At 32.4% G+C, this 19,480-nt stretch carries 21 protein-coding genes; 15 read left to right on the plus strand and 6 right to left on the minus strand.

Annotation, left to right across the window (positions count from 1 at the left end):
• Nucleotides 1-152: 152 nt before the first annotated feature.
• On the minus strand, nt 153-1,016 hold the full coding sequence (locus tag Q4Q47_RS11040) for an MBL fold metallo-hydrolase (RefSeq protein ID WP_303306714.1): 864 nt from the start codon (nt 1,014-1,016) through the stop codon (nt 153-155).
• Nucleotides 1,017-1,252: 236 nt separating this feature from the next.
• On the opposite strand from Q4Q47_RS11040, the gene cyoE reads away from it, so the two are divergent.
• The 14 genes from cyoE (at nt 1,253) to tsaB (ending at nt 13,626) form a co-directional block, all read left to right on the plus strand.
• Complete coding sequence (gene cyoE, locus Q4Q47_RS11045) at nt 1,253-2,146, plus strand: heme o synthase (protein ID WP_303306715.1); 894 nt, start codon at nt 1,253-1,255, stop codon at nt 2,144-2,146.
• 2 nt (nt 2,147-2,148) lie between these two features.
• Nucleotides 2,149-2,730 carry a cytochrome c oxidase subunit 3 gene (locus tag Q4Q47_RS11050; protein WP_303306716.1) on the plus strand — a complete coding sequence of 194 codons (582 nt, stop codon included), beginning with the start codon at nt 2,149-2,151 and terminating at the stop codon, nt 2,728-2,730.
• Nucleotides 2,731-2,867: 137 nt separating this feature from the next.
• Nucleotides 2,868-3,851, plus strand: a complete 984-nt coding sequence (locus tag Q4Q47_RS11055; protein ID WP_303306717.1) for a cytochrome c oxidase subunit 3 — start codon at nt 2,868-2,870, stop codon at nt 3,849-3,851.
• 21 nt (nt 3,852-3,872) lie between these two features.
• Nucleotides 3,873-4,253 (plus strand): cytochrome C oxidase subunit IV family protein, encoded by a 381-nt coding sequence (locus tag Q4Q47_RS11060; RefSeq protein WP_303306718.1) that lies wholly within the window; start codon nt 3,873-3,875, stop codon nt 4,251-4,253.
• Between the two features lie 143 nt (nt 4,254-4,396).
• Complete coding sequence (locus tag Q4Q47_RS11065) at nt 4,397-5,119, plus strand: hypothetical protein (RefSeq protein WP_303306719.1); 723 nt, start codon at nt 4,397-4,399, stop codon at nt 5,117-5,119.
• Complete coding sequence (locus Q4Q47_RS11070; RefSeq protein WP_303306720.1) at nt 5,120-5,863, plus strand: SCO family protein; 744 nt, start codon at nt 5,120-5,122, stop codon at nt 5,861-5,863.
• Nucleotides 5,864-6,080: 217 nt separating this feature from the next.
• Complete coding sequence (locus Q4Q47_RS11075) at nt 6,081-6,617, plus strand: DUF420 domain-containing protein (protein WP_331497713.1); 537 nt, start codon at nt 6,081-6,083, stop codon at nt 6,615-6,617.
• Nucleotides 6,618-6,706: 89 nt separating this feature from the next.
• Nucleotides 6,707-6,928: a hypothetical protein gene (locus Q4Q47_RS11080; protein WP_303306721.1), complete on the plus strand. Its 222-nt coding sequence runs from the start codon at nt 6,707-6,709 to the stop codon at nt 6,926-6,928.
• Nucleotides 6,929-7,015: 87 nt separating this feature from the next.
• On the plus strand, nt 7,016-7,717 hold the full coding sequence (locus tag Q4Q47_RS11085) for an ABC transporter ATP-binding protein (RefSeq protein WP_303306722.1): 702 nt from the start codon (nt 7,016-7,018) through the stop codon (nt 7,715-7,717).
• On the plus strand, nt 7,710-8,939 hold the full coding sequence (locus tag Q4Q47_RS11090; protein WP_303306723.1) for an ABC transporter permease: 1,230 nt from the start codon (nt 7,710-7,712) through the stop codon (nt 8,937-8,939). Before Q4Q47_RS11085 ends, Q4Q47_RS11090 begins: the two co-directional genes overlap by 8 nt.
• Nucleotide 8,940: 1 nt before the next feature.
• A complete protein-coding gene (locus tag Q4Q47_RS11095; RefSeq protein ID WP_303306724.1) occupies nt 8,941-10,185 on the plus strand; it encodes an ABC transporter permease in 1,245 nt (414 codons plus the stop codon).
• 14 nt (nt 10,186-10,199) lie between these two features.
• Entirely contained in the window at nt 10,200-11,327 is a 1,128-nt protein-coding gene (locus tag Q4Q47_RS11100; protein WP_303306725.1) for an efflux RND transporter periplasmic adaptor subunit, read from the plus strand.
• A gap of 23 nt (nt 11,328-11,350) precedes the next feature.
• Nucleotides 11,351-12,721, plus strand: coding sequence for a TolC family protein (locus Q4Q47_RS11105; RefSeq protein ID WP_303306726.1), 1,371 nt, complete (start codon nt 11,351-11,353; stop codon nt 12,719-12,721).
• A 221-nt stretch (nt 12,722-12,942) separates the two neighbouring features.
• Entirely contained in the window at nt 12,943-13,626 is a 684-nt protein-coding gene (tsaB, locus tag Q4Q47_RS11110) for a tRNA (adenosine(37)-N6)-threonylcarbamoyltransferase complex dimerization subunit type 1 TsaB (protein ID WP_303306727.1), read from the plus strand.
• Here tsaB and Q4Q47_RS11115 read toward each other — a convergent pair.
• From Q4Q47_RS11115 to Q4Q47_RS11135, 5 genes are all read right to left on the minus strand, one after another.
• On the minus strand, nt 13,623-14,435 hold the full coding sequence (locus tag Q4Q47_RS11115; RefSeq protein ID WP_303306728.1) for a mechanosensitive ion channel family protein: 813 nt from the start codon (nt 14,433-14,435) through the stop codon (nt 13,623-13,625). The two genes, tsaB and Q4Q47_RS11115, sit on opposite strands and share 4 nt — an antisense overlap.
• Nucleotides 14,436-14,470: 35 nt before the next feature.
• The gene (locus tag Q4Q47_RS11120) at nt 14,471-14,824 is read right to left on the minus strand and encodes a DUF1304 domain-containing protein (RefSeq protein ID WP_303306729.1); all 354 of its coding nucleotides are present in this window, start codon (nt 14,822-14,824) and stop codon (nt 14,471-14,473) included.
• Nucleotides 14,821-16,857 (minus strand): thioredoxin domain-containing protein, encoded by a 2,037-nt coding sequence (locus Q4Q47_RS11125; RefSeq protein WP_303306730.1) that lies wholly within the window; start codon nt 16,855-16,857, stop codon nt 14,821-14,823. The genes Q4Q47_RS11120 and Q4Q47_RS11125 overlap by 4 nt, the downstream gene beginning before the upstream one ends.
• Nucleotides 16,858-17,003: 146 nt before the next feature.
• Nucleotides 17,004-17,204 (minus strand): dodecin family protein, encoded by a 201-nt coding sequence (locus Q4Q47_RS11130; protein WP_303306731.1) that lies wholly within the window; start codon nt 17,202-17,204, stop codon nt 17,004-17,006.
• A gap of 91 nt (nt 17,205-17,295) precedes the next feature.
• Entirely contained in the window at nt 17,296-18,198 is a 903-nt protein-coding gene (locus Q4Q47_RS11135; protein ID WP_303306732.1) for a NifU family protein, read from the minus strand.
• A gap of 174 nt (nt 18,199-18,372) precedes the next feature.
• On the opposite strand from Q4Q47_RS11135, the gene Q4Q47_RS11140 reads away from it, so the two are divergent.
• Nucleotides 18,373-19,377: a PorP/SprF family type IX secretion system membrane protein gene (locus Q4Q47_RS11140; RefSeq protein ID WP_303308463.1), complete on the plus strand. Its 1,005-nt coding sequence runs from the start codon at nt 18,373-18,375 to the stop codon at nt 19,375-19,377.
• The last annotated feature ends 103 nt before the right edge of the window (nt 19,378-19,480 follow it).

Below are 19,480 nucleotides of genomic sequence, written 5' to 3' on the forward strand. Positions count from 1 at the left end.
ATCTCAACATAATGAGTTTTAAGCTTAGTTTTTTTCTCTCTTTGGTTGAAATAATTCGTAGTGCTAAATTTAATATTTTAGCCATATCCACCTTTCAACTATGCTTAAGGTAAACTTTAGGAGATATCATATCATTGTAACAATCTTATAAATTATTGCTCCTTCAAACTTCTATAAAAAGTCCTTCTTATTTTTTCACTATTAATAAAAGCATTGCCATAACCTAAAGTGTCATATGCCGAAGTTATAGAAGTGTTTGACGCTACTTCATCTTCGGTTTTATTACTAGCAATATCTTTTAAAACATTAGATTTTATGGTTTCAAGCATCTTTAAAAACGTTTCATATTCGGTTTTGGTAGATAAATGACCATGCCCAGGAATAATTTTAGTGTCCTCATCAATAAGCATTAAGCCTGCTTTTACAGCATTAATATAACCATTCACACTTCCCCCGGAATTTAAATCTATATAGGGATAACGCCCATTAAAGTAAGTATCGCCAGTATGTAAAACATTACTTTCGGTAAAATATAGCATAGCGTCGCCATCAGTATGCGCATTTTCAATGTGAAAAATAGCAACTTGTTCGCCATTCATTTGAATATGTAATTTGTCATTAAATGTAATAATTGGTAAAGCTTCTTTGGGGCTTTTGGCTTTAAGTCGTTTTCTAACATTATCATGCGCCATAATTGTTGCGCCTAATTTTCCAAGGTTTTCATTACCGCCAGTATGGTCACCATGGTGGTGTGTATTCATGACAATCTTAACAGGTTTGTCACTTAACTTTTTTATAGCTTCCAAAATTTTAGGTGTTAAAGGCGCAAATTGATTGTCTATTACAAAAACGCCATCTTCACCAACAGATACACCAATATTCCCACCGCTACCAATTAACATATAAACATGATCGGTAAGTTTTGTAGTTTCAATAGTGACATTGTCAAAATTGCGTTGTGCATAGTTTGAAAAACTAATTAAAAATATGATCGTTGATAATTTTAATAGTTTCATATGTTTATATCTATTGTTTTTATTTGTCATACTTCGTCTACACTCATTACAGGTTTGTAGCATCCATATAATCATTGTCCTGGGTTATCGAACTTTTAGTTATGGATATTTCATAAAATTGAATTTATGAATACGATAGTTTTATAAAGATATTAAAAATACACTTACCATTGCTCAAAATGCTTTTATAGAGTATATTTGCACTCGCAATTAAAAGCCATAGAGCAAATAAAACATTGAGTCATTCAAAATCTTCATTAGCAACACCTTCTGTTATTTCAGATTTTAAAGAAATCACTAAAATGCGATTAGCATTAAGCGTGGTTTTTTCATCATTGGCAGGTTATTTATTAGGTGTTGACACCGTTGATTTAAAAACACTCATACTATTAGCTTTTGGCGGCTATTTTATGGTGGGCGCATCGAATGCCTTCAATCAAATTATTGAAAAGGATTTAGATGCTTTAATGAAGCGGACTAAGAATAGACCGATTCCGGGGGGGCGTATGTCTGTGACTACCGCATTCATCATCGCGTCCGTTTTTACTTTATTAGGGATCATTATTTTATATACCATCAATAAGCAAACAGCGATGTTTGGCGCTATCTCCATATTTTTATATACCTGCGTATACACCCCTTTAAAAACGAAGACGCCACTTGCAGTTTTTGTAGGAGCGATTCCTGGAGCGATCCCATTTATGTTAGGGTGGGTAGCGGCTACCGATGATTTTGGCATAGAGCCAGGAACATTATTTGCCTTACAGTTTTTTTGGCAGTTCCCTCATTTTTGGGCAATAGGTTGGTTTTTGTTTGACGATTATAAAAAAGGTGGATTCTTTATGTTGCCAACAGGGAAACAAGATAAGGGAACAGCGGTACAAACAATCATGTATACTATTTGGACATTACTAGTATCTATTATACCAGTATTTGGATTTACAGGAAAATTGCAATTATCAATTGTTGCTGCCATATTAGTTTTTGTTTTAGGATTAGGCATGTTATACTATGCGATTCGATTATTTAAAGAAATGACCGAGAAAGCTGCAAAACAACTCATGCTGGCCAGTGTTTCCTATATAACACTTGTACAAATAGTGTATGTAATAGATAAATTTATAAGATAACCATGGATTTAACTCAGGGAACACAAGAAGAAAAAAATAGTAGAGCGAAAAAAATGATGCTATGGTTTGGTATCATTTCGTTAATTATGTCTTTTATGGGGTGGACGAGTGCTTTTATTGTAAGCAGTTCCAGACCAGATTGGTTGAAGGATTTTGAATTACCTAATGCTTTTTTAATAAGCACTGTGGTCATAATTATTAGTAGCCTATCTTTCATTTTGGCTAAAAAAGCTTTAAAAGATGGAAATCGAAGTGCAACGACGCTTTGGTTGGTTGTGACACTTATTTTGGGTATTATTTTTATTTTTAATCAATTTTTGGGCTTTCAACAGATCATAGATTTAGGTTATAATTTTACAGGACCAACCAGTAATGTAACCATGTCTTACATTTATTTAATAGCCATTGTGCATATTTTGCACGTCGTTGTTGGATTATTTTGTTTGTTGATAGTAATTTATAATCATTTTAAACAAAAGTACGATATAACGAAAATGCTTGGTTTAGAACTTGCAGCAACCTTTTGGCATTTTATAGATATACTATGGGTTTATCTCTTTTTGTTTTTATATTTCATTCGATGATTTTTATTGATTTCTAATGGTCTCATGTAACATCCAAAGTAGCTTTTTTTTGAAGTATGTATAATTTAGTGTTGGATGTTTTATTAGATAAATAAATTGACTATTTTTGTGCAACTTTTAAAAAACAACCATTAAATATGAGTACTACAGTTGTAAATACTGGAACAGAAGGTAAAACTTGGGGGGGAGGAAATAAACCTCTAAATGCAAGTTATGGAAAAATGATGATGTGGTTTTTCATCGTTTCGGATGCTTTAACATTCTCTGGGTTTTTAGCAGCCTATGGATTTTCAAGATTTAAATTTATTGATTCATGGCCAATTGCCGATGAAGTGTTTACCCACTTTCCTTTTTTACATGGTGTAAATGCCCCCATGTATTATGTGGCTTTTATGACGTTTGTACTTATTATGTCGTCTGTAACAATGGTATTAGCGGTAGATGCTGGTCATCATTTAAATAAAGCTAAAGTGACCCTTTACATGTTTTTAACCATTATTGGAGGTTTAATATTTGTTGGCTCTCAAGCTTGGGAATGGGGAACATTTATTAAAGGTGATTATGGAGCTGTACAAACAAAAGGAGGTAATATTTTACAGTTTGTAGATACTGAAGGTCATCGTGTAGCATTAAGAGATTTTGTTGTCGTTGATGCACATGCAGAAAGAACACAACACGAACGTAAAGGTGGTTTATGGTTTGTTTCAGAAGGAACATTACCAACTTATACCGTTGAAGAAGTAGTACATGGCTTAGAAACTCATGATAATGTTTTAGTTAGAACACAGATAATTAATGAAGCAGGTGAAAAAACAGTTTTGTCTAGAGGGGAATCATTAAGACAAATAAAAGAAAACGGAAAAGTTGTTGTAGAAGGAGCCAATTTACATGTTAATGAGTATGGTTCACCACTATTTGCAGACTTCTTCTTCTTTATAACAGGTTTTCACGGTTTCCACGTATTTTCTGGAGTTATTATAAACATCATTATTTTCTTTAATGTGATTTTAGGAACTTACGAGAGACGTAAAAATTACGAAATGGTTGAAAAGGTTGGGTTATACTGGCACTTTGTAGATTTAGTTTGGGTATTTGTATTTACATTCTTCTACCTGGTTTAATTATTTAAGAATATATATAAAATGGCACACGAACATAAATTAGCAATATTTAGAGGTTTAGTTAAGTTTAAATCCAATACCCAAAAAATATGGGGCGTTTTAATTTTCTTAACAATTGTAACTGTAATTGAAGTTGTATTAGGTATAATTAAACCAGAATCCTTAATGGGACAAGTTTTAGGAATGAAAGCCCTTAACTGGATATTCATTATTTTAACCATTGTAAAAGCATATTATATAACCTGGGATTTTATGCATATGCGTGACGAATTAAAATCTTTAAGACGTATGGTAGTTTGGACTGCGATCTTCTTAATTCTATATTTAATATTTATTTTATTGCAAGAAGGCGGTTATGTATTCGATGTATATAAAGGTGGATATATAAAAAGAGATTTTTAACTAAATTTGTTTAGTTAAATAGAAATATAAAGACGGTTTTTAAACCGTCTTTTTTTATTTTTGCAAACGTATATTTTTATAATACCACTTCTCATTTTCTTGAGGTTATTTGAAATGAGGAATGCTATAAATACTGTTATTTGATGGATTACAAAAAAGTAAGTCGGTACGTGGTTTTAGGAATTTTGTTTTTTCTTCCTGTAACGTTTTTGTTGTTTTTATATCCTGCTACCCATAATTACACACCGTTGGATATTGTTAACGAATCGGTTTTAGATTTACAACAATTCTCTTCAGATTCAAAGGAACAAGTCCTTTTAAAAGATCATATTACTGTATTAGGCTTTTTCGGGGATAATCCATTGGATAAAGCAACAGCAGCATCTAATTTAAAAGAATTAGTTTATGATAAGTTTAAAGGGTTTAAACGGTTTCAAATAGTTATAGTGATGCCTACAGGCACAGAAGAAGCTGTTAAAAAACTTAAGATGGAGATCAGTTCGTATGAAGATTTAAGATTTTGGCATTTTATTTTTGGAGAACCTAGAGATATTCAAAAGGCATTCCTTACTTTAAAAAGTAAAACGAATCTTTCTGAAAATTTAGATACAGATCATGTGTTTATTATTGATAAAGATTTAAACCAAAGGGGGCGACTTGATGATAGAACAGATAATGAACTTGAAAAGAATAAATCCGTTTATGGTTTAGATTCTTATGATTGTATTGAAGTAGCAGAAATAAAAAATAAGATGAGTGAAGATATGCGCATTTTGTTTACAGAATATAGACAAAAAAGAAAAGGAGAGTTTAATTCTGATACAAGAAGAGCAAGCGATTTAAAAGCTGAAACAAATATTAATTAAATGAAAAAAACGAATTATTCATATATAGGAATCGCATTTATCATTCTGGTTTTTGGTATTATTTTTATTCCAAAAATTATAGACAGAATTTCTAATAAAGATATTATTAGAAACGAGAGCAGAAGTGATTTTGCCAATGATAAGAAGTCAACTGCATCAGATTTAGCTTTTATTGAAATAAACGGCGACCCTAAAAAAGTACCCGCTTTTTCTTTTACAAACCAAGAAGGGAAAACAATAACTAATAAAGATTATGAAGGTAAGGTTTACGTGGTAGAATTCTTTTTTACAACATGTCCAACCATTTGTCCAAGAATGAATGCGAATCTGATTCAAATTCAAAATACCTTTAAAGATTTTAATGATTTTGGAGTAGCATCATTCACAATAAATCCAGATTATGATACCCCAGAAATTCTTAAATCCTATGCTAATAAATATGGGGTAACAAATCCTAATTGGCATTTAATGACCGGAAATAAAGAAACTATTTACAAACTATCAAACGAAGGGTTTAATCTATATTCTGCCGAAGAAGAAGATGCAGCAGGCGGTTTCGAGCACTCTGGTAACTTTGCTTTAATTGATAAAAATGGATACATACGATCAAGAAAAGACAATTTTGGTAACCCAATCATTTATTACAGAGGCATTGTTTCAGAAGTTGAACAAGTTGATGAAGAAGGTGTAAAAGAAGAAATTAGTGCATTAAAAGAAGATATTAGAAAGTTGCTTAATGAATAATTAATGTCATTCAGAGCGCAGCGAAGAATCTTTCTGTTCATGTTACTTAGATTCTTCAGTCGTGCCTCCTTCTGAATGACATAGCAGTTTCTTTTGTTTAGATAATAGTGTTATTTAAAATGGCTTGTAACGAGCCTTTCAGCTACGTTCAAGATAAACTAAAGTTGAAGTAAATTAAAACAACTCGAAGCATGTTTCAGAATCACATAATTATGATATGATGAGTAAAGAAAAAGAAATTTTAGACGAAAAAAAATATAATAAATTAATAATAGTATTATCCGTATTAATACCAATTGTCGTAGCCATTTTATTTGGAGTGAAAATCCCAAATGTAGAACCATTGACATTTCTACCTCCTATTTATGCATCGATAAATGGATTGACAGCATTAGTTTTAGTATTAGCTGTACTTCAAATTAAAAAAGGAAATAGAGCAACACATGAAAAATTAATGAAGCTAGCCATCATGCTTTCTGTATCGTTCTTAGTGATGTATGTAGCCTACCATATGACCAGCGATTCAACTAAATTTGAAGGTGAAGGTGCCATTAAATATGTCTACTATTTTATATTACTAACACATATTTTATTGTCAATTATCGTGATTCCATTTGTGTTAATTACTTATGTTAGGGCCATCACAAATAATATTGAGAAACATAAAAAAATAGCAAGAATAACATTTCCATTATGGCTATATGTAGCCATAACAGGCGTGATAGTTTATATCATGATTTCACCGTATTATTAATGAAACCCTACTTTAAGAAGCAGGCACTGCGAACTTAAAGTAGCTGGTTGAATTAATCCTGCTATGAGCGGGATCTCTAAATTTATAAAATGAAAAATAAAACCCTCTTTTTTCTCTTTTCTTTCCTCTTTCTTCTAGAGACAAACGCCCAATGCGCTATGTGTCGCGCTGTTTTAGAAAGTGAAGAAGGACAAACAGCAGCTGAAGGCATTAATGATGGTATTGTATACTTAATGGCTATTCCGTACATTCTTGTTGGAGGTATTGCATACTTTATTTATAAGAAATACAATACGTTAAAAAAACAATAAAAATTTTTCGGAACAATTTTTGTAACATTTCTTTGTCTTAATAGTCTTATTGTAAAGCTTAATGACTAACACTCTAACAGTCAAGAAATGTTAAAAATAAATCAACTCCATAAATCCTATCCAATAGGTGATTCTAGTTTACATGTTTTAAAGGGTATAGACCTTGAAGTTGTAGAAGGCGAAATGGTGGCAATTATGGGATCTTCGGGTTCAGGTAAATCTACACTACTTAATATTATTGGTATGTTAGATGAAGCAGATTCTGGAGATTATATATTAGATGGATTGCCCATAAAAGATCTTACCGAAAAGAAAGCAGCTGTTTATAGAAACAAGTTTTTGGGGTTTATTTTTCAGTCTTTCAATCTTATCAATTATAAGAATGCTCTAGAAAATGTGGCACTGCCCCTATACTATCAGGGAATGAAACGTAAAAATCGTCAGGAAAAGGCATTGTTTCATTTAGAAAAAGTTGGGTTAGCAGATTGGGCAAATCATTTACCAAAAGAACTTTCAGGAGGTCAGAATCAACGTGTTGCTATAGCTCGTGCTTTGGCAGCAAACCCTAAATTATTATTAGCAGATGAGCCAACAGGAGCATTAGATACTAAAACGTCTTATGAGATTATGGAATTCATTCAGCAATTAAATGATGAAGGTAAAACCATTTTAATGGTAACACATGAGGAAGACATCGCTAATATGTGTAAGCGTATTGTTCGTTTGCGTGATGGTGTTATTATGGAAGACAAAAAAGTAGAACAAGTAAGGGCAGAACAGTATGTTTGATTTAGACCTTTGGCGGGAAATATTTCAAAGCATTAATAAGAATAGAACCAGAAGTTTATTGTCTGGTTTTACAGTGGCTTTTGCAATACTATTATTCACGATCCTTTTTGGAGTAGCTAATGGTTTGCAAAACACTTTTGCAGAAGCGTTTGTAGATGATGCTACAAATTCAATTTTTATAAATTCAGGAAAGACAACAAAAGCCCATAAAGGATTACAGGCCGGTAGGTGGATTAGGTTTAAAAATGAAGATTTCGATTATATAAAAGAGGAGTTCGGAAATAAAGTAGAGTTTATTACTGCCCGTCTTTACAGAAATGCCCAAGCATCATTTCGAAATGAACAAGGAAACTACAATTTAAGAGCAGTCCATCCAGATCATCAGTTTTTAGAAAAAACAATAATAAAAGAGGGGAGATATATTAATCAAAATGACATACAAAATAGAACAAAAGTTGTTGTTATAGGGAGGCTGGTAGATGAGGATTTGTTTGTAAAAACAACAGCCTTAGGTAAATATATAAACCTTAGTGGTATTCAATATAAGGTTGTTGGTGTTTTTACAGATGATGGCGGTGACAATGAGGAACGTTTAATTTATATGCCAATTTCTACAGCGCAACATATTTATGGTAATAATGATTATATAGACCAAATAAACTTAACCTATAACCCAGAAATGAATTATGATGAAGCCTTGTCTTTTGGAAACTTGATTACTAGAAAAATGAAGGATCGTTTTTCTGTGGCTAGGAGCGATCAACGTGCTATAAGAGTTCGTAATATGGCAGAAGGGACTAAAGCTGTTGGGCAAATGACTTTTGGGCTAAGTGTTATTATTTTGGTTATTGGTTTTGGAACACTTATGGCCGGAATTGTAGGCATTAGTAATATCATGATTTTTATTGTAAAAGAGCGTACCAAAGAAATAGGGATTCGTAAGGCACTGGGAGCGTCTCCCAGATCTATTGTATCAATAATTTTAATTGAATCTATATTAATTACAGCCATTGCAGGATATGTTGGGCTATTAATTGGAGTCGGTGTGTTGGAGTTGGTTGGTCCTAGCCTAAAAGAATATTTTATAAAAGATCCTGGTGTTAGCAATAGTTTGGTCATTGGGGCTACGATCACTTTAATACTTGCAGGAGCTATAGCAGGATATTTACCAGCAAAAAAAGCGTCAAAAATAAAACCTATTGTAGCACTAAGAAACGATTAATATGTTTAAGTTTTTATTCGATAGAGATACCTGGCAAGAAGTTTATGACAGCTTTAGTAAAAACAAACTAAGGTCTATTTTAACGATGGTAGGTGTTTGGTGGGGGATTTTATTATTAATTGGGTTATTAGGTTCAGCCAGAGGATTAGAAAATTCATTTAATCGTTTGTTTGGTGATTTTGCAACCAATAGTGTTTTTGTTTGGGGAGAAAGCACCAGTAAGCCGTTTAAAGGATTCCAAGAAGGCAGACAGGTTAGGCTATCATTAACAGACGCAAAAAAGATAGAAGAAAATATTGAAGGGATAGAGTTTGTTGTTCCAAGAAGCCAGAACCAGGCAACAGTAATTAGAAAATTTCTTTCGGGGAGTTTTCAAATGGCAGGTGATTACCCTTTGTTAGACCAAGTACAAAAAAAGAAATTAATTCATGGAAGGTTTATTAATCAAAATGATATTGACTTTAATAAAAAAGTAGTGCTGTTGTCGGAAGAAACCTATAAGCAATTATTTGAAAAAGATGAAGATGCTATTGGAGAGTATGTACAGATTAATGAGATGAATTTTAAAGTTATTGGCATATTTAAAAATGGCGATGTAAATATGGGACCATCGACAGATATGCATATTCCATTTACAACGTTTCAACAAATATACAATAGAGGTGATGAGATAGGTTGGATGATGATAACTGGAAAACCAGAATATGACATTAAGCAGATAGAAGCCGATACTAAATTGTTGCTTAAAAATTTAAATAGAATTCATCCAAAAGATAATCGCGCTTTAGGTAGTTTTAATTTGGGTAAAGAGTTTGCTAAGGTAACAGGGTTTTTAGTTGGGATGCAATTTTTAACCTGGTTTGTTGGTATTGCTACATTAATAGCAGGTGTTTTTGCTATAGGTAATATTTTACTTATTACCGTGAAAGAGCGTACCAAAGAAATAGGCGTGCGTCGTGCTTTAGGTGCTACCCCTTTTGAAATCAAAAGGCAAATAGTTGTTGAAGCTGTTTTCTTGACATTAGTTGCCGGGATCTTTGGAATCATAACAGGAGGATGGATTTTAATAGGCCTGGATACAGCTTTTGGCCAAGGAGATGATGCTGCCATAGTGAATGCATCAGTATCTATAGCCGTTGTATTTATAGCATTATTAATATTAGTGATTTTAGGGACTTTAATCGGGTTAATTCCGGCATTTAAAGCCACAAGTATAAAACCAATAGAAGCGTTAAGAGAAGAATAAACAATCAAAAAACAATGAACAAGACAGTAAAAATCATTTTAATAATAGTAGCCATCATACTATTAGTATGGGTATTAAAATACTTTAAAGATGCAAACTCAAAGGATGTTGTGGACTATAAAGTAGAAACGCCTTTTTATACTTCCATAAATACAAAGGCGGTAGCAACGGGTAAATTGAATCCTGAAGAAGAGATTGAATTAAAACCACAAATTTCGGGAATAGTAGATAAAATCCTTGTAGAAGAAGGAGACATTGTGAAAAAAGGAGATTTAATCGCTAAGATTAGAGTCGTGCCCAATGAACAAAGTTTAGTAAGTGCAAAAAGTAGGATAGCATCTGCAAGATTATCTTTCGATAATGCCAAAGTGTTATATAATAGAAATAAGACCTTATTTGACAAAGGTGTTATTTCTATCCAGGATTTTGAAAACAGTGAACTGTCATACAATCAGGCAAAAGAATCATTGGTGCAAGCTCAAAACGATTACCAAATTATTAAGAGGGGATCTATTTCAGGAGGTAACTCGGCAAATACCAATATTATAGCTCAAATAGCAGGAACTATTTTAGAGATTCCTGTTCGAGAAGGCGATCAGGTTATACAAAGTAATAATTTTAATGCAGGAACAACCATTGCAACGATTGCAGATATGAGTCTTATGATTTTTGAAGGCAAAGTTGATGAAGCAGAAGTAGGGAAATTAGAAGAAGGCAAAGAGATAAAAGTTATACTAGGGGCCATTAATGATAAAGAGTTTCCTGCAAAGTTAACTTTTGTAGCTCCAAAAGGGAAAGAAGAAAATGGAGCCGTTCAATTTACAATTAAAGCAAATGTTACGGTAGATTCCACTACAAATGTAAGGGCTGGTTATAGTGCCAATGCAGAAATAGATATTGAAAGTAAGGATAGTGTTTTAGCTATTAGAGAAGCGTTACTTCAATATAACAGGATTACAGAAAAGCCTTTTGTCGAAATATTAAATGGTGATAATAAGTTTAAAAAAGAAAATGTTAAACTAGGACTTTCTGATGGTATTAATGTTGAAATTACCGAAGGTGTAAAAGAAGGTGATCAAGTTAAAGTATGGAATAAAGCATCAAAAGATAATGAAGATGATGATAACGAAGACGAAGATTAATGATTAAGTATAAATCACCTATAATGAAACAATATTTTTTTGCATCAGCATTTTTATTAATAAGCCTAACACTATCTGCACAAGAGAAAAAATGGACACTCCAGGAATGTGTTAATCATGCATTAGAGAATAATATTACGGTAAAGCAAACAGAATTAGATGCATCAATAGCCGAAGAGAATATCATTACTGCTAAGGCTAACTTTTTGCCAACCGTTAGCGCATCTGCCTCACAAAATTTTAATTTTGGATCATTTATTGGTAACGATGGTAGTAGAATATCAAGAGATACAAGAGGAAATAGTTTTGGACTAAATTCAGGAATAACCATTTTTAATGGCTTTCAAAATATAAATTTTTATAAGCAGGCTAAATTAGGTTTAAAAAGTAGTCAGCTTCAGTTGGATATTTTAAAGGATAATATTTCACTAAATGTTGTTAATGCCTATCTTAATATTTTACTCAATAAAGAGACTTTAAAATTGGCTGAAGAACAGGTTGAAATTAGCCAAAAAAGTTTAAATCAAGTGCAAGGTTTTGTTGATGCAGGAGTAAGAGCTAAAGCAGATTTATTAGAATCTCAATCTCAATTAGCAGCTGATGGTGAGCGTTTGGTAAATGCTCAAAACAGTGTGATTTTATCTTTGCTGAATCTGTCTCAAATAATTCAAGTCTCTAAAGAGGGCTTTGATGTGGAAAGTATTCTTATAGATTTAACTGATACGGTTTTAATTTATAATAGTACGAATGAAATTTTATCTTACGCATTAACCAACAGACCGGAAATAAAAAATGCTGAGCTAAATGTTAAAAATGCTGAATTTAATGTGGCTATTGCTAAAAGTTCGTATTATCCTACGTTAACTTTTGGAGCTGGATTAGGAACTTCTTACCAGCACATTCAAGGGCAGGATGATGTGATCCCTATTTTTGACCAGAATACTGGAACGTTAATAGAGCTTAGGTCTAATGGTTTCGGTAAACAATTAGAAAATAATTTGGGATATAACTTTGGACTCAATTTGAGTATTCCTATTTTTTCTGGTTTTAGAAATGACGCAAACGTTAAAAGGTCTAAAATTAACAAAGAAAAATCAAATTTAGCTTTAGATCTAGAAAAGCAAACTTTAACGACGAATATAGAACAAGCCTACGCTGATGCTAAAGCATCTTTAAAACAATATGAAGCTTCAAAAACATCTGTGATAGCTCAAGAAGAAGCATTTAAAAACGCACAAGAAAAGTACGATTTAGGAGTAAGTACTTCTTTTGAGTTAGAACAAGTAAGAAATAGATTGGTTAATGCACAATCCTCTTTTTTAAATGCGAAGTATAATTTTGTTTTTAAGACAAAAGTTTTAGACTTTTACATGGGAAAATCTTTAACTGATTAATTGAAAAAAAGAGGTCTAAAAAGGTTAATTTTTCTGTCATTCTGAGGAGCACACAAGTGCGACGTGAGAATCTGTTTATTTATTATAACTAAGTTATAGGCTTATAAGCAAACAGATTGCCACACTTTGGCGCTCAGTGCAGGCTAATCGTTTCTCCTTTACAATGACATCCAAGTGAACTTTTTCAGAAGTTTCAAGTAATTTTTGACCTAAAAAGCAAAATGAGTATATACATTTTAAACATAGAAACAGCAACAACTAATTGCTCCGTATCACTTTCAAAAGATGGAGAAACAGTCGTTCTAAAAGAAGATTACGATAAAAACTATTCGCATGCCGAAAGACTTCATGTTTATATTGATGACCTTTTAAAAGAAGCTAAAGTAGCATCAGGCAATATAGAAGCCATTGCTGTGAGCAAAGGTCCTGGATCTTATACGGGTTTACGAATTGGAGTTTCGGCAGCTAAAGGGCTTTGTTTTGCTTTAGATAAGCCTTTAATTTCTGTTTCTACTTTAGAAGCTTTAGCACATCAGGTTACTTGTAATAATGGGGTTATTATCCCCATGTTAGATGCAAGAAGAATGGAAGTGTATTCTGCTGTTTTCAACACTGATTATAATCAAATAAGAGCTACTGAAGCGCAAATTTTGGATGAAAATTCCTTTGAAGATTATTTAGAAAAAGGAAACGTTTACTTTATAGGAAATGGTGTTGAAAAAGCAAAAACATTAATCAAGCACCCAAATGCTGTTTTTATTGATGATAAATTACCTTCAGCAAATGAAATGAGCCATTTGGCTTATAATAAATATAAAATAAGCGACCTAGAAGATGTCGCTTATTTTGAACCTTATTATTTAAAAGATTTTGTGGCTTTAAAACCTAAACCTAAGTCTGTTTAAGCGTTTTTATGAATTTCAACCTGATGTGGGTATGGAATTTCTATACCAGCCGCGTCAAGTGCTTCTTTACATTTTTCAAGCGTTCCAAAATACACATCCCAATAATTTTCAACAGTAGACCATGGACGTACTGCAAAATTAACAGAACTATCTGCCAACTCAGAGACATTAACTGTAGGTTCAGGATTTTGAAGTACTTGTGGGTTGGATGCTAAAGCAGTCATTAACACATCCTTAGTTTGTTTTATATCGGCATCATAGCTTACGCCAATCGTTAGATCTACACGTAACTTCCCTTCAGTAGAATAATTGGTAATGTTTCCGTTAGATAATGCACCATTAGGAATAATAACTTCTTTATTAGTAGGCGTTAAAATTTTGGTAGTAAAAATTTCAATTTCTTTTACAACCCCTAACTCTCCTTGTGCTTCAATTAAATCGCCAATTTTGATGGGCTTAAAAATCATAATTAAAACACCACCAGCAAAATTTCCTAAGGAACCTTGTAGTGCTAAGCCAACAGCTAAACCTGCAGCTGCTAAAATAGCTGCAAAAGAGGTTGTTTCTACACCCAATTGCGATAAAATAGCTAAAAACAATAGTATTTTAAAAACCCAACTGATTAAATTAAGTAAGAACTTTTGTAAGCTAGCATCATAATTAGCTTTAGTCATCACTTTGGCAATCATTCTATTGGCTTTTTTTATGAGCCAGGAACCAATGATCCATATAATAATGGCACCAAGAACTTTTATGCCATAGTCTTTAATAAATGTCAATCCTAAATCAGTCCATTTTTCTAAATCCATTGAATTCGTTTTTTAGATTAAAAGGTTTTATCTTTTTAAAAGAAACAACTTAACAAAGCCAAAATAGCGGGAACGGCTTGTACATAAAATAGTTTTATTTTCTTTGTAGAGTAAGACCCATAGATGCCTGCAATAGTCACACAAATAAGAAAAAAAACAGCAAATATTATATTTTTTTGTATGATAGAAAAAATTAGCCCTGCAGCCAAAAAACCATTATATAGTCCCTGGTTTGCTGCTAGAACTTTGGTTTCTTCGGCAAATTCCTTAGATTTTAACCCAAAGGTTTTTATACCTTTTGGCTTCGTCCACAAAAACATTTCTAAAATAAGAAAATATATATGTTCAAAAGCAACTACCGAAATTAATAAGATGGTTAAAAAAGTCATTCTTTTAATAGTGTTATGGCCTTATCAACTTCAGATACTGGAAGTTTACAGGCTTTGTTTACACAAACATAAATAAGCGTATTATCTGGGTTGTATCTATTTTCTAATAAAGGTAAACTATTATCTGAAGTACTGCCAGCAATAAGTTTATTAGGAATATACGTTTTGTTTAACTCAGCAATTTTATTTTTTGCATCTTTTCCTACGATGGCAACTTCATAGTAAGGGTTCGCATAGTTTAGCATTAAATCAAACCAGTTAGAATAGCCCGATGGGTATTCTTGCATTTCCGGTTTTACATTATTTAACATGCTTATAGCAGTTTTACTATAATGCGTATTATCAAAATAATGAGATAGTCTGAACAGGTTTTTTGCCATAATAGAATTACTTGCAGGAATGACATTATCTCTATATTCAATACTTCTTGAGACTAAAGATTCATCTTCATCCGATGTGAAATAAAACATTTTACTTCCCTCATCAAAGAAATGGTCGAAAGTATAATTAGCTAAATCTCTGGCAGTAGTTAACCATGTTTCATTTAATGTGTTTTCATAAAGTGTTAAAAAGGCATCAATGGTTGCTGCATAATCTTCTAAATAGCCATTAATATTGCTTTTTCCGTTTTTGTAGTTATGATCTAAACCACCATCTTCTCGCAATTGATTGTTAATTATAAAATTAGCATTTTTTTCGGCAGATGCTAAATAAGAAGGATCACCAAAAACGCGATAAGCATCAATATACCCTTTAAGCATTAAAGCATTCCAAGAGGTGAGTGTTTTATCATCTAAACGTGGTTTAGAACGCTTATTACGAATAGCTGTTAAAGTTTGTTTCCAATGCTCTTTCTTTTCAGCTAAGAGGTCTTTTGTTAAATCGTATTTTTTGATTATTTTTTCATCATCGTCCCTTCTAATTAAGACATAGTTATCATGCTCCCAAAGGCCATAGCTATTAACATTGTAATAATCTGAAAACAATTCATAATCGTTTTGTAAAATAGTCTTTAAGCTATCTTTTTGCCAAACATAAAAAGCGCCTTCTTCCAATTCGCCTTCTGGAGTATTACTATCTGCATCAAGTGATGAGTAAAATGCACCATTTTCGGTGGTCATCTCTCTTTTTATATAATCTAAAGTCTCTGTGACAATATCTTTATACAACTCATTTTTAGTAATGAGATAAGCGTCCGAATACAAGCTTACTAATTGCCCATTGTCGTAAAGCATTTTTTCAAAATGAGGCACATGCCATTTTGCGTCCACTGAGTATCTTGAAAAACCACCACCTATTTGATCAAAAATACCACCATAAGCCATCCTTTTGAGTGTTAAATTAACATAGTCTTGTAATTTTTTATCATCTATTTGATAAGCATATCTTAATAAAAAATGATAGTTATTAGGCATCATAAATTTAGGAGCCCTATTCATACCGCCTTGGTTATTATCAAACTGCGCAGACCATGTTTTAATAGCACTAGATATATAATCAGTCTTAAAAACGGGTTCGTCTGTATTTAAAGTGACAATGTCTAAAGTCTTTAACCCTTGCTCTAGTTTATCGGCATATTCATAAAGCTTTTCAGGTTTCTCAACATATAATTTTGAGATTTGTTCCAAGGCACTCATCCATTGTTTTTTAGGGACGTAGGTTTCTCCCCAAATAGGTCTTCCATCTGGTAATGCGATAGCATTTAAAGGCCAACCGCCTCTTCCTGTCATAAGCTGAACGGCATTCATATATACCTGATCTACATCTGGGCGTTCTTCTCTATCAACTTTCACATTAATAAAATTTTTATTCATTATTTGAGCGACCAAACTATCTTCAAAACTTTCATGTTCCATAACATGGCACCAATGGCAAGCGGCATAACCAACACTAATTAATAATAATTTATTTTCTGCCTTAGCTTTAGCTAGTGTGTTTTTATTCCAGGCATTCCAGTTTACGGGGTTGTGAGCATGTTGTAATAGGTATGGGCTTGTTTCATGTATCAGGTCGTTGGTATATTTATGTTCCATAGATTTTGTGTTCTGACCTTTGCAGCTTATTATTAAAATAATGAATAGGAGAGGTTGTAAATGCTTCATTCACCAAAGTTAGCGAAATTTAGGCATAAAAAAAGCGTTCAAAAGGAACGCTTATGTTTTTTAAATTAAATGCAAACTTAATTGACTTCAAAAGTGATTTTAAGATTCACTCTATATTCGGTAACCTCACCATCTTTTACGCTGGCACTTTGGTCTTGAACATATACAGAACGAATATTTTTTACACTTTTAGAAGCATGTTTTACTGCTTTTTTTGTGGCATCTTCCCAACTTTTATCTGAGTTTGATAAAACTTCAATTACTTTTAATACTGACATAATGTTTTTTAAATTATAAATTATTGAATTTTCACTTTTGTTTACACTTGTTTAGATACACAAAAAGTAAAAAAGTCACAATGTTTATAAATTAACCATTAATAGCCTCTACCATTTTAACTTTACCCGGAAGCATTTCTTTTAACATGTTTTCGATACCACTTTTTAAAGTATAAGTAGATGATGGACATCCACTACATGCGCCTTGTAGCATCACACTTACGTTTTTTGTGTTTTTATCATAAGATATAAATTGAATATTACCACCATCGCTAGCTACAGCCGGTTTTACATACTCTTCAAGAATATTTATTATTTCTTTGGATGTATCATCTAACGTTTCGAAGTGACTATCCAGTTGTGTTGTCGATTTTTGTAAAGTTTCAGCAGCATTAGGCAATACTACTTCTTTTCCATTTTCAATATAGCTTTTTATAAACTCACGAATTTGTATGGTGATATCTTGCCATTCAGCCATGTCGTATTTAGTAATCGACACATAATTTTCATCTATAAAGACATTTTTTACAAAAGGAAAATGAAATAATTCTGTTGCCAATGGTGATAATTTAGCCTCATCAATGGATGTGAATTCAAAAAGCGTTGTTACTATTTTTTTATTAGTAACAAACTTCATGGCTGCTGGGTTTGGTGTACTCTCAGCATAGACCGTTACAGGAACTTTTTTTGTAACAGCTGAATCCTCAATGACTACCCCTCCGTCATTTAAATAAGCTTCAATTTGTTTGGCAACTTCATCTTGAACATCGTTCCATTCAACTATATCATAGCGCTCTACAGCAACAAAATTTCCGGAAATGTAAACTTTTTTTACAAATGGTAAATAAAATAATTGTTGTGCTAAAGGTGATGCTTTTGCTTCATCTATATTATTAAATTCAAAGCTTTGATGCTTTGTTATAAATTGATTTAATTCAAATTTAATGATGGCATTATTGGACGTTTCTTGCACGGAAACCTTGAAAGTATTCATTTTAGCTAATTTTTTACAAAAATACTAAAAGAAAACGTAGTTATCTATATATTTGAGTTCTGTGACTTAAAGTTTGGGACAAAAGGTGAAATTTTGACTTTATCTTTTTTATATTTAAAACTTTAATAATCAAAATATTAACATTTAACCAAAAGCCTACTTGGGATGAAATTTATGAAATTGAAAAATGTTTTAGTGCTAGTCATAGGGGTGTTTTTTACTCATATTGCAACTTCTCAAGAAGGGTTGCCAATATATACTGATTACCTCACGGATAATTATTATTTAATTCATCCGTCTATGGCGGGTGTAGCTAACTGTTCTAAGATTAGATTAACTGGAAGACAACAATGGTTTGGACAGGAAGATGCACCAAAACTTTTAACATTAAGTTTAAACGGTAGAATAGGTGATTCGCAGTCTGCTATAGGAGGTATATTATATACTGATAAGAATGGGTATCATTCACAAACGGGAGCCTACGTTACTTATGCACACCATTTAATGTTTTCCAGAAGCGAAGTTGATTTAAACATGTTGTCCTTTGGTTTAAGTGCAGGGGTTATTCAATATAAATTAGATGAAACCTCTTTTTTGTTTGATGGTCCAGACCCTATAATTGATGGGACTGTACAAAACGAAGGTAACTTTAATATGGATTTTGGGTTTTCTTATCATTATCTGGATTTTTATGCACATGGTACGGTGAAGAATCTATTGAAAAATGCCGGAGTTAATAATGATATTGAGATAACAAGTAATTTAAGACGTTATTTACTTTCTGCAGGATATGTTTATAGTAAATATGGAAGTAAATGGAGTTACGAACCTTCATTAATGTTTCAGCATAAAGACGGAACAAAAGAGTCCTCGATTGATATTAATGCGAAAGCTTATAGGGAAATGGATTTTGGCAAAATCTGGGGAGGTTTGTCATACAGAACAAGTTTAGATGGTGCTGAATTCTTAACGAGTTCTAATGCTGTTAGCAGCCAAAAATTACAACAAATCACACCCATTTTAGGTGTTAATTATAACCAGTTTATGTTTGCATATACTTATACGTATCAAACAAATGCGGTGGTATTTACTAATGGAGGTTTTCATCAATTTACACTAGGATATAATTTTAATTGTAAACGAAAACGTTACGAGTGTAGATGTCCTGCGGTTAATTAACACGCCTCCTTTTTTAATAGTAGCCATTGCTAGGTGGAGAAGTACGATGTAACGGAAAATATTGTATCTACTTAAAATAAGATCTTCAGTAATGAAGTTATAC

Origin of the sequence: Flavivirga spongiicola, assembly GCF_030540825.1 — a bacterium.
Classification (GTDB): domain Bacteria; phylum Bacteroidota; class Bacteroidia; order Flavobacteriales; family Flavobacteriaceae; genus Flavivirga; species Flavivirga spongiicola.